This is a genomic window from Paenibacillus sp. sg306046 (assembly GCF_059821225.1).
This window is the reverse complement of record NZ_JCAMRT010000025.1, coordinates 26,610-39,382: the sequence shown is the minus strand read 5'-3', so window position 1 is coordinate 39,382 and position 12,773 is coordinate 26,610. Positions and strand designations below refer to the sequence as shown.

Genomic DNA, 12,773 nt, shown 5'->3' with positions numbered 1-12,773 from the left:
ATCAATAAAACATGCGTCCATTTTCGGTGTCACTCTTACCTAAATGCGAATCACGATAAAAGGCATCCATGGATCAGGATGCCTGGGTTAAAACTCAAATATTAATATCCACGATTTCTTGCTCAATTTTTCGCTTATAGTTAAGAATTAAGGCAATCACATCATGAAACATAGCGAATTCACCTTTTCCTAACAATGCGCTTATTTTTTGCATGTACGTCTCTGTAATTGGGCTACCGTGCTCAACAAACTTCAAATATGTGTTTGGGTCCATATAAATCGGAGTAAATAAAATACCCGTATCCTCACACAATCTTTTATAAATGTGCATCCCACCTAGGTCGATATCTCCCCAATGAAAGAAATTAACCCCCACTTCATGGTTCTTTACATAATCACTTATCGATAATAATAGCGTTCGCCTAGCGCTGTTATGAAACCCACCCAGATAGACAACAAGGTGGTCCAATTGGTTATTGTGGCAATACTCAACATAATCATAATAAGAAGTTTCATTTTCGATTGTAACTATCGCCTTAACATTTAACGATTCCGTACAACGGATGCCTAAATTCTCGGGATGAATCCCTATGCCAAATCTATCCGCCGCGAAGTCAATCTTTCCGTAATCGGTTTGAATCACCCATTTCCCAAATATCTTAACCATTAACGGTTTTGCCGAAACCCCGTAGGATTCTAGAATATCCTTTTCGTCCAGGCCCTCTTTGTCCGGAGAAACGTACTTCTTGATTACATTAATAATTCTTTTTTCATAAGTCTCAAATTCTTTTGAATCGTTATACAAATAAATACTCCATTTGCGCTTTGTAATCTCTTTGTCATTCAGAAAAAGCTGATTCAAACCATATAATGCTCTACTTGTCTCATCTTCAGATTTCAAAGAAAAGATTGAAGGCAATGAATTTAAACTTCTTATATTTTGTAGCATTTCATCATAAAAAGTGTAAAGTTCGCGCGGCGCATCTTTCATTAATTTTAAACAGATATCTTCCATCTTTCTGTACTGTTCTGATTTGGACTTTCTCCCCAATACAGCCATAATGTTAGGAACTGCTACTTCATTCAATGTAAGTCTTTTTAGTTCCTCACCTCTACTGTATTTCTCCCAGTCGCAAATCAAGTAACCAGCTTTTTCGAGCTCAATACAGTCTAAATTAAATTCCTTTCTAAAATTACTCTCACTTACATGAAAATAATCAGGAAATTCTTTTTCGTTTATCCCGATCTTTACACGTTGTTTCGCTTTTTCATTTGTGCCGTAACCACTTCGATTCTCTAACTTGTCTATTAACTTATGGAGTAGTTGTTTCTGTTGTTCTGTAAGCATCTTGTTCCTCCGCATTAAAACTGAATGGGGCAACAAAACTATGGTAATTATCTTTTAATACTACGAAAGTGTTTTCCATATGCATTGAATACATATGAACACTTCCAGTTGGTGTAACGATTATCGGTTGAAACCCACAGCTTTTAATGAATTTAATCGCCTCTGCAACCCTTTCCGCATCCATACGGTTAAATGCTTCATCGAGAATTACTAAGCGGAAGGTGTCAGTCTTTCTAAATAACTGATACGTGTAATAGAATGATGCCAAAATAGCAACGTAAAAAGGGACTTGCGTTTCCCCACCGGATTTTTCCAAGGCAACTTTAGAATATTCAATGGTGTTTCCTTGGCTATCCTTTACACTTAGTTCGAACTCCAGATAACTTCTGTAATCTAAGAGCTCGTGATAATCTTGCAACTCTCTCGAATGAATAATGGTAACAAACAAATTGTCTATTAAATCCTTATATTCTTCCTGAAAAGAGTAGCTAAATATTGATGCCCCAATAAGGTTAGGGTCCTTTAGCATCTTATAATACTGCATCATTTCATTATCGTTCCGCGCCCCAATCGTAAATCGATACTGGTCCGTTCCAAACTTCATGTCTTTTAACGAGCGGTTCAAAGCATTAAAATCCTCTTCTGCACGCTCAATTTGCTCCTTGAGTTTAGCAATAAAGTCTTCTTTAAATGATTGTTGAGCCAATTCTTTGGCTTCAGCTGCTTTCTCTTTATAATCGATTATCTTTTCATTCTCTAGATAAGATTGACGACTATTATATTTATCATTATCTTCTTCTTTAGCATCATAGCCTATATCAAATTCATGGTTGTAATTGTTTCGTTCTACTATTATATCTCCCCAGAGTTTTCCCTTGTCCCCTTTTAATAACTCTACTTTACTAAGGGCGTTTTTCTTTATTAGGTTAAATGGATGTTTACGTAATTCTTCACTCCAAGCTGCTTCTAAATCACTCACTTTATACGCATCTTGTCCCTTTTCATACTCATAAAGGGATTGAGTAGCCGCCGCCAGATTGTTTTGCCAATCAATTAATGCGGTCCGATTATCTTGTATCCGGTTTTTAATAATTGCTTCTTCAGCCGATTTCGCTGTCGAATCTTCATTAATAGATTGGGCTTCACCCTTTTTACGATTAATTATCTCGTTCAACTGATCTACTTCCGACATGTCAATAGCCATCAGTTTTTGATTCAATTCGTTAACCTGAATGGATAATGATTCTAGATTTTGCACTTTACTCGCTTCACTTTTCATTTGAGCGAATTTATCATGCTTGTTGGAACTAAAACTACGCAAAATAATAAAATCTTTAATTTGATTTACGAGCGTTTCGACATGCTCCGCTAATGTTTTTCTCTCCAATCTCTTAATTTTCAGTTGAGCTTCAATAGCATCTTTACCGATGTACGGAACTTCATACCTTTCCTTGGGTATTTGCCTGGCGGTAAAGTTTGAGTAAGTCATGCAAGTTGATGTAATAGTTCTTGAATGATTCTTGAGATCGGAAACATCTTTAACTTTCATTATCGAACCCATAAGCTGATTTGCATAATCTAGAGCATATGAAATGCTTGAAGTAATTTCTTCTGCGAGGCTCCCAGGCTGAGCTGCCGGCTTTTTCAATACCAACTTATCAGTATTTACAAGACCTACTCTCTCAATTTTATGACTAAACTTCATTCTCTCGTAAATCTCAAGAGCTTGCCCGAAGTAACCTGGCGGCACCAAAATATCGAACTTTTGGGTGTGTAAATATCCTTCAATCGCATTTCTCCATTCATCATTCACAACATCAATTACTTCACAAAAGATGTCTACCCTTACTTGCTCGTTCTTGTTTGAAACCAAATGCTCCTCAAGAAGACGTTTTAATTTCATTGAAGGTGACTGTTCTGATAATATATTCTTATTTTCAAGTTGATTTATGGTTCTATCCAACTCGCCAAGGGCTAGCTTCACATTGTTCTGCTCGTTTTCCATGTTGAAAAGATGTTGATTTAACCATTGATACGCGTCACTCCACTTTGTTGACAAGACTGAGTTATTTTGCGGAAAAGCATTACTCTCTATAAATTCCTCCAAAGCGTGCTTTATCTCTAATACAGAATGAGTAAGTTCTATTGGCGCGTCTGAATGATGTAGTAAATGCTCTAACTTACTCAATTCCCTGATTTCTATTTTTGAACTGTTTTTCAACTCCACCAACAGGTTTTCGAGTTCTGCAATGTTCGAAGTGAGTAAATCGATCTGTGAGCGCAGGTTATCAGCCTTAATTGCTGATTTATGCGCCCCTACCTCTTTGTATAACTCACCGATTTCTTCATCAAGCTTCAAATAACTGTTTTTTAACGAATCAATTTTACGCAAGCAATCATTCTGACGTTCAATATCCAAACTTATATCCGAATTAAGTCTCCTGATTTGTTCATTTGAGGCTTCTACATCATGCTTCTTGACTAGGTAGTCATTTAGTACAATCCCTTTTGTTATTTCTTCATACTTCTCAAAAAGTGTATTTATTTTACTTAGCCAGGTAATCTCATTCTCTGCTCGAACAATCAGCCGGCTAAGCTCTTCCATACGCTCCATAAAATCGCGCATTCTAGAAACATCTACTGGTTCCTCGTCTAGAATATAGTCATACACAAAGCTTCTGAGATTAGTGATTGGTGAGAAAGCTATCCCTTTAGGTAATAACATAAAAAAAGAATCTTTAATATTGCCAAGAGTCGTTTTTAAATCGCTTTTATACCCTTCCAAGTCATTATGAAAGGGTTTATGAGAAATGTTATTTTTCTTTAATTCTCGGAAGAATTCTTCTTTGGTCTTTGGAGTACGTCCGTTTATAAAAAGATCATCATACAGCGGAACTTTCGGAATGATAAAGAAAGAATGAGTTTCAGTCTGCGTACTATGTTGATAATCAAAAACCGCTCCAACTAAGTATGGGATCTCTCCTTTATTTGTTTGATGAACGATTTCAATAACGATGTAAGAAGTAAAATCAGTATTTCTCAAAAAGTCTTTCTCAACCGTTCCTACTTTCCCTCGAAGGTAGGACAACAATGAACGCTCTGTTTTATGTTCATGAGCTGATGCATTAAACTTAATCTTTCGGAGATCTCCCAAAAAGATAATTTGAAGGGCATCTATTATCGTTGATTTACCTGCACCGGTATCTCCAGTTATAACGGTCGGTAGACCATCGAAATCTATTGTCTCGTTTGTAAAATAATGAAAGTTAATCAGCTTCACTTTCATCAGTTTCCTCATTTTCTACATCTCCTTTATCTTTTGACCTCTGTTGTAGTTTTGCGCAAAATTCTTCTATTGCCTGAATAGTAGTGACTATTGTTATCGTCGGGTAAATTACTAAAATACCTTCCGGGTTGTCATAGCCGCCTTGAACCAGTTTAACTATAGAATGGTTTTCAAAAATTCGAAGTACTTTCTTCATCGTGTCTTTTGTTGGCAAACGTTTTGAAACTTGAAGCGCTACATATTTATCCTGCAACTCTTGAATTGATACTGTGATTTGGGGAGCTAGTGATAGTTCCTGCAACTTCTCATCGTACAAGTGCCGCAAAATGTAGAGGAACAGTGTCTCTTCAATTGTTAAATGCATTCTATTCTTATCTAGAATGCTTGACACTGCCACTATTCGGTATTCTCGATGTAGCGATACTTTCCAACCACCAATATTCAAATACTCCTTTATCAGCTCATGATATTTATCAGCAAATCTATATAATCGTGTATCATCATCATTGTGGTAAACTAAGTATGTTTGTGCTAACAAACGGTTTATCGTTAGCGCAAAATCCTCTTTTTCTTTTTCAGTTAAACTCTCGTACTTTTTCATCCATTCCATATTATCGTCCTTCTTTCAACTTTACCTTCATATTGGGTATCTTACCTACGGATACGTTAACCAGTTTCTCAGGACTATTTTCCATTTCAATTTGGTATACTGAATTTTTCGAAGTACTCCTTACAACGGTGTATAAAGCATTAAGCCAATCTTCTGAGTTCTCCATTGGAAAATCAGACATATGGATATCGCGCCTACTCCTAAGCAATGTTTTAACAAAATCGTTCATTTGTTCTACTGCTTTAACTTCTTTGGTACGTTCCCTTAATTCTTTTAACTTTTGCCTTTTCTTTTCTTCATCAATTTCAATAACATCAAGCGGAGTTTGAGTGATTTTAAGATTTGCACTTCTCACGACGGATGGACTTTTAATGTCCATTATTTCCTGTTGGAATAGCTGTATGTATTTTGAAAAATCTGCTGATAGCTCCTTCTTGCCTTTCCCGTTCTTAATCAAACTGCTTAAAAACCTTAGAATTGAACCAATTTGAGCTGCTAGATTTCCAGAGTTATTATAAAGAAGGGACACCCTTCGTTCAGCTGCCCTTACGTATTTCTGATTCCGAGAATCAATTTCATTTTCGAGCTCAGATACATTTCGAAATGATGATGAGATAAATTCTAACCAATTATCAATGGTTTGGACTGCCTCTTGGGTCGATTTTGCCATTCGGTCATTTACCATTAATTGAGCCTGTTCTTCAATAACCATTCGATTGTACAGCATATCTTCTGCGCGGCGGATTATTTGCGTCCGATATTTTGATATATGCTCAGATGTCTTTAGACGATAGAAATGGGTATCCAGGATACGTTCTTTATAAACAACAAATAAATGGTGGAGCAGCTCGTTAATGCTTGTAGAAGCTAACATATCCTCCATATATCGTTTAATATTATGATTTAATTCACGAAGTCCATTTAACAATGCATCTGTCGTTTCGAAGGCTTGTTGAATTGCAATATACCTATATCCCTCCGAACCAGTTAAGTTTTGAAATATGGAAAGGACTTGTCCACGAAACTCCATTTGATACCCCAGAGCAATTTTCTCAAAAGTATCCAAAATTCGAATCGCATAATCAGGAATAATTACCTTATAGGACCAGTCAGGTTGCTGTTCAAGCTCAATCCAACCGTGCTCAATAAATTTGTTCAAGAAGTGAAAAGCTAGGACCCGAGTTTCTTTAGGCAAAGGGGTACCCGAATCACTTTCCTCGTCACCTTCAAGGGTTGTTACTGGATGTGTTTCAAGATATTCGACAAAATAATCTATTATTACGTCGCGTTCAATGACGTAAATACTGCTTTTATATTGTTGATAAATTAAAAACAATAAGTCTGTGTGGAGGTGCTTCAATCTCGTAGAAAGGATTGAAAAAAAGTTATCGGGTATTCGTTCAAAAATATTCAAGTAATTTCACCGCCATTCGGCACATTTTAAAATATTTAATAAAATACTGACCTACACGTCTCAGTCTTTTCACTTAAAGAAAAACCGCAGGCTTAGAACCTACGGCTTCCCTCGCTACGCCTCAATTGGCCAATCCTTATATTTCTCTTTTGCCTGTTCAATGATCGCATTCGTCAAAAACCGCAACTGCTCGCCCTTAATCTTCTCCCGAATGAGTACCATCTTCACGGCGTTACTGACCTTTGCCAGAACATCTGCACGGTGGGAATTCGTCCAGTCGATTTGGAACTCCTTCTTCATAGCTGCGACCACTTTGCGAATTAAGCCTGCAATAAATTCATTGGAGAAAGCTTCATTACCCATATTCTCGATGATAAAGTAAAAGGCCATTTCTTCATCGGATAACCCAAGCTCCTCTTTCTTCTTACGCTCCTCATCCATTCTTTTCTTTGCTTCGACCATCATTTGTGCAACGGCCGTTGCCGTTATGACACGGTTATGGTAGTCATTGATCGTCTTCTCCAGTAATTTACTCAACTCTTTACCAAGCGTGTTTTTCTGCTTAACTAGGTAGAAGATTTCTTCCTCTAAAAGCTTCTGAAGCAGTTTCAGACGCAGATCAACGTGCGGTTTTTGCTCAAAGTCGGCTAGGAAAGCTTCATCTAAAATTGAAATGTCTGGCTTCTCCAAACCCGCTTTCTCGAACAAATCGACAGCTTCTTCACGAGCGCCGATACTGCGGTCGATTAATTTTTTCAGTTCTTCCTGGATATTCTTTGGCTGGCCGTCCGGGCCGCCAACGATTTTGAACTTCTTGATTTGAATCGCAGCAATTTCATAGAGCAGCACCTCATTCGCGTGCGGCATTACGGCAGGCAAATGCTTCACTAGTTGATAAGCTTTATCTAATTTGGCCTGCGCATTCAGGTAAGTGTCCTCGTCTGGTCCCATCAAAAAACCCACGAAGTCCGCTATCCAATCCTCACGCTCAACCTTCGGTTTTGCCCGCCAATCGGTAATGTCGATGCCTGATAGGATGAAGGCACGAACCGCTTCAAGCGCTTCGAAGAAAATTGGTACTGCCTCTTCCTCGATATCTCCGGCTGGCTTTCCTTTACCGCCACCTTGCGTATAGCGATGTGTCGCCTCTTTCAGTGCTTCGGCGATGCCGATGTAATCGACAACAACGCCGCCTGTTTTGCCAGGATAGACGCGGTTGACGCGAGCGATTGCCTGGATTAGGCCGTGACCCTTAACTGGCTTATCGACGTACAAGTAAGTTAGCGGCGGAATGTCTGTGCCCGTGAGCCACATATCCCGCACGATAACGAACTTGAGAGGGTCGTTCGGGTCTCGCAGCTTTGCTTTTACACTCTCCTGCTCTTCCTTGGACTTGATATGGGCGAACTCGCTACCTGGCTGCTTTTCGCGCCAACTTGGCGGGTCCTTGTCGATGTCGCCGGTCATGACAATTTCGATCGGTGGACACCCTTCCACCTTCTGCATTTTTTCATAAAGCCTAACGCAAATTTCGCGGCTCATGCAAACGATCATGCCCTTTGCCTCGAGGGAAGCCGCCTTTTTGAAATGTCCTACAATATCTTTGGCAAGTGTCTCCAACCGCTCGGACGTACCGACAACCTTTTCCAGAGCTGCCCATTTAGTGCGATGTTCATCCCATTTTCCATCCCCGACCTGGTTGACAATTTGTTTGAATTCCTCGTCGAGACCCGCATTCTCGAGATCAAGCGGTATCAGGCGGGATTCATAATAGATCCGAAGCGTTGCACCGTCCAACGTGGCTTGCTGCATGTCGTAGATGTGAATGACGTTCCCGAACAATTCAAACGTGTTACGGTCCGCAAATGTGATTGGCGTACCCGTAAATCCGACGTGTGAAGCATTCGGCAAGGCACGACGGAGATTGCCGGCAAAACCGTCAAAACTGTACTGGGTGCGATGCGCTTCGTCGGAAACGACAATAATATTCCGACGCTCAGAGCAAACTGGAAACTCACCTTCTCCATCTTTCAAACGGAACTTCTCAATGGTCGAAAAAATAATTTGGCCGGCTTCGTTGCGCAACAGTTCGCGCAACTCGTTGGCATTCTCTGCATGATGAACGTTACCGACCAAGGACGCCCCCTGAAGGAATGTCTCGTGTAATTGACCGTCGAGATCTGCACGATCCACTTGGATGACAATCGTCGGGTTATCCATCTCCGGGTGCCGCGACAGAATCCCTGAGAAGAACAACATAGAAAGCGATTTGCCCGAGCCGGTGGCATGCCATAGGACACCAATCTTCCGGTCTCCTTCCGGTCGAGTTGCTCGAACGGCATGTTCAACGGCAAACCGAACGCCAAAATATTGGTGATATTTAGCGCCGATCTTGATTGCTTCCTTGTTGCCATCTTTCATAAACACGATGAAGTTGCGGATATAGTCGAGCAGTCGTTCCTTTGGGAACATACCCTGGATGAGCGTCCGCATCGTGTTCGTGATATTGTTGTCGACTTCCTTGCCATCGATGGATTTCCATGCGGCATAAAACTCGTACGGTGCTCCCGGAATTCCATGGAGCGTCAAGATACCATCGGAGATGACCGCAAAAGCGTTGTAATTAAATAGTTGCGCGATGTCATAGGTGTAGTTTGTGATTTGATTGTAGGCATACTCAATCGTCGCCTGTTCGCTGTACGGACTTTTCAGTTCGAACACCACCAGCGGCAGCCCATTCACGTATATGATAAGATCTGGCCGCCGCGCCATCTTCCCTTCGATCGAAAATTGGTTTACCACAAGAAAGTTATTCGTATGCGGCTCGTCCCAGTTGACCGGGTATACATGGTGAAACACTTGCTCGCCTTTCTCCTCGTAGGAAAAGTCAATGCCCTTCACCAGCATCTCATGAAACCTCTGGTTGCGCTGAAGCAATGTCACCCCATCAAGATCGGCAAAACGCGAAACTAACGCAGGGATATGCTGCGCCGGAATCCCAGGGTATGTTTTCTTGATAAACTCTTCAAGGCGGTCCCGAAGTACGACCTCATTAAGTGACGAACGACCGAACAGGTTCATCGCATGGGTATATTCGTAACCGATGGCCTGTAGACGGCCGATCGTCGCTTCTTCAAAATCCGTTTCGTACAGACCGTTAGCCACCGGCTAACACCTCCTCGACTTGTTCTTCGGCTGCCTTCACCTCGATTTCCCCAGAGAGAAGGCGGGGAAGTAGGTAGTCTCTTGTTTCAGTCAATGTCTCTGTTTCTATCGTAAGTGATTCAATTTGAGAAAAGAATGGATCTATACGGGCACCAAATTCGATCACTTTTTCTGATTCAAATATAGGAAGGGCTTTGAAGTTTGATCGATTTACCTCTAGAAAAGTGCTGCCGTTTGAGATAGACCTGATTTTCTCCATATTACTTTTCAACCACAGAAATAAATAACTGGCAGGGAATTTTTCGTTTGGAACAAGAACGATAAATCCTTGATTCGTTGATGCCGGTTCTCTATTTATCGCTATAACACCAATTGTTGCCCTGCTCGTCATCATAACCGAATATGGAGGAAACAGTTTAGCTGAACTTTCGTTCAATCCCTTTTCAGTTATACCTTTCGCTGATTTGGTTATGAAGACAGACCTTGACGCTGTTAAGTCTGTCGGAGAAAACCAATTTATAGTGCCATTGGCCCAGTATTCATTGACTTTTGTGCTGGGTGTTCCTCCCCCAAGAACTTTTACTTCACTACCTATGCTCGTTACGTTAAAACAAGCTGGGATTTGTCCGAACTCCTCCGATTCCAAAAACTCTCCGTCCTGAAAAGGCCCAAAATCCACAAACCAATGCTTATACAACGCCATCGCCATCTGTTCCAGCGTTTCATTCATCCGGCGGTTCAGTTCGATTTTGTCGTCGAGAGCGCAAAGAATGTCAGCAATTTTTACTTGTACAGAGTACTCTGGGAGTCTTATTGGTACAGATCGAAGTATCTCGGTATTTAAGTTGGGCATAGTTGTACCAACCGCATTCGCAAAAACATAATCAATGGATTCCGGAAGATCCAAAAAATAGGATACATATCTCGGGTCTACTTCCGGGTTGTTGAATCGAATAAATAAGCAGCCGGTGCCACATAACCATCCTTCTTCATTGGATGTAACGTAGGCGTGTCTGCCAATATCTCCACGTCGAGAGTAGACAATATCTCCTGAACGAAGTTGATATTTTGCAAGCCGTGCATGATCAGCCTCATTTACCCGGGCTATACCAATCGGATTTACCGTGTTTCGACCTATATTGACCGGCATCACAACAGGTATGCCTTCATCGACATAATCAGAAGCATGTAATTGGCTCCCGAAAGGGCCAGTCTGCACCAATCCACCATGCTCATCGCATAGTTCACCTATACGTATGATTTTCCAGGAACCCATTACAGCAATCCCTCCAAATTCTTTACAATTCGCTGCTGTAATGCGTTTGAGGAGTTGAACTGCTCCTGCAACCGTGCCATCAACTCCGACATCTTGTCCTCGAAAGGAACATCATCTGATTCCGTTTCTTCGGTACCCACATAGATTCCAGGTGTCAACTTGTAGTCCCTACCTTGGATCTCTTCAATAGTCGCCGACTTGCAAAAACCTTCAATGCTATCAAATTTACTGTCCGTAATTCGGAAACTATGGTATACAGCCGCAATCTCTGCAATATCACCTTGCGCCAATGCCCTCTGCTTCCGACTCACCATGATACCCTTTTTGCGGGCATCAATAAATAGCACTTCGTTCTTCCGCCCCCGGTACCCCTTTTCCCCATTCCGGTTCTTGCTCAAGAAGAAAAGGCAGCAAGGAATGCCAGTCGTAAAGAACAACTTCTCCGGCAATTGAACGATGCAATCGATGTAGCCTTCGTCCACCAATTTCTGACGAACATCTTTTTCGCCGGAATTGTTCGTGGTCATTGCCCCGTTAGCCATAACAAAGCCAGCTGTTCCCCCATCTTTCAGATGATACAGGAAATGCTGCATCCACATATAGTTTGCGTTACCGTCGGTCACTGCCTTATCGTAGTCAATGATCAGTCGTGGATCGTTCTTCTGAATTTTTTCCGTTCCCCACTGCTTCATGTTGAATGGAGGATTAGCAATTACGAAATCGAATTGCTGGTCTTTATATTGATCGTTAAGGAGTGAATCGCCTAGCCGAATGTCGGCATTAATGCCGTGCATAAGAACGTTCATTTTCCCAAGACGTACTGTAAGGTCAACACTTTCCTGACCATAGAAAGAGAGCGCATGTTTGTTTTGAGCATAACGTTGGGATTGCACGAACATGCCTCCCGAGCCGCAAGCAGGGTCCAACACCGTCCCCGATTCCGGCTCCAACATTGCAACGAGCAGTTCGACTATGGAACTCGGCGTGAAGAACTGACCGCCGCGGTTTCCTTCGCTCGATGCGAAGTTACCGATGAAATACTCGAATACGCGCCCTAACACGTCAACTGCATCATCGCTTGATGAACTGAATGTGTCGCGAGAGAAAATCTCAATTAGAGAAGCCAGGTTTTCGACTGGTAGTTGTGTGGCCTGGTAGATACGCGGCAAAACTCCAACCAGATCCTCGTTCTCGGCCTCAATCAACTTCATGGCGTTATCGAGAATCTCTTTGATGTTCGGCTGCTTCGCATTTTTCATGATGTAAGACCAATGCGCTTCCTCGGGCAACACGTAAACGCGCTCGGCAATATATTGATCGCGGTCTTCCAAAATCTCGCGAACGATTTCTGCATCATTGAAATACATTGGGCTGTTGGGGTCATTCAAGTGCTTCTCCAATTCCTTGCGACGTTTGTCGTAGCGCAAAGAAAGGTAGCGCAAGAAGATAAGCGGTAGTACAATGTGCTTATAATCAGCTGGTGCGACCGTTGCACGCATTCGGTTAGCGGCTTCAAAAAGATCCTTCTCAAAGTTTATATCTGCTTTCGGTGATGCCATGTTGATTTTCCCCTCTTATATAAAATAATTCCTTTATTTTATCTCATTGCACAGACAACATCATGTCATAGAACAGATGTTTGAATGTAGTTAGTTCTATATTACTAAATTCTAC

7 protein-coding genes are annotated in these 12,773 nt (G+C 41.4%); all 7 read right to left on the bottom strand.

Annotated features, from left to right (window positions below; genetic code table 11):
• Window positions 1-94: 94 nt before the first annotated feature.
• Window positions 95-1,348 carry a Wadjet anti-phage system protein JetD domain-containing protein gene (locus AC6ROY_RS21305; protein ID WP_500102607.1) on the bottom strand — a complete coding sequence of 418 codons (1,254 nt, stop codon included), beginning with the start codon at window positions 1,346-1,348 and terminating at the stop codon, window positions 95-97.
• Window positions 1,314-4,634: an ATP-binding protein gene (locus tag AC6ROY_RS21300; RefSeq protein WP_500102606.1), complete on the bottom strand. Its 3,321-nt coding sequence runs from the start codon at window positions 4,632-4,634 to the stop codon at window positions 1,314-1,316. The genes AC6ROY_RS21305 and AC6ROY_RS21300 overlap by 35 nt, the downstream gene beginning before the upstream one ends.
• Window positions 4,615-5,244: a DUF4194 domain-containing protein gene (locus AC6ROY_RS21295; protein WP_500102605.1), complete on the bottom strand. Its 630-nt coding sequence runs from the start codon at window positions 5,242-5,244 to the stop codon at window positions 4,615-4,617. Before AC6ROY_RS21295 ends, AC6ROY_RS21300 begins: the two co-directional genes overlap by 20 nt.
• Before the next feature lies 1 nt (window position 5,245).
• Entirely contained in the window at window positions 5,246-6,658 is a 1,413-nt protein-coding gene (locus AC6ROY_RS21290) for a Wadjet anti-phage system protein JetA family protein (protein ID WP_500102604.1), read from the bottom strand.
• A gap of 114 nt (window positions 6,659-6,772) precedes the next feature.
• Window positions 6,773-9,823, bottom strand: a complete 3,051-nt coding sequence (locus tag AC6ROY_RS21285; protein ID WP_500102603.1) for a type I restriction endonuclease subunit R — start codon at window positions 9,821-9,823, stop codon at window positions 6,773-6,775.
• Window positions 9,816-11,099: a restriction endonuclease subunit S gene (locus AC6ROY_RS21280; RefSeq protein WP_500102602.1), complete on the bottom strand. Its 1,284-nt coding sequence runs from the start codon at window positions 11,097-11,099 to the stop codon at window positions 9,816-9,818. The genes AC6ROY_RS21285 and AC6ROY_RS21280 overlap by 8 nt, the downstream gene beginning before the upstream one ends.
• Window positions 11,099-12,658: a type I restriction-modification system subunit M gene (locus tag AC6ROY_RS21275; protein ID WP_500102601.1), complete on the bottom strand. Its 1,560-nt coding sequence runs from the start codon at window positions 12,656-12,658 to the stop codon at window positions 11,099-11,101. Before AC6ROY_RS21275 ends, AC6ROY_RS21280 begins: the two co-directional genes overlap by 1 nt.
• Between the last annotated feature and the right edge of the window lie 115 nt (window positions 12,659-12,773).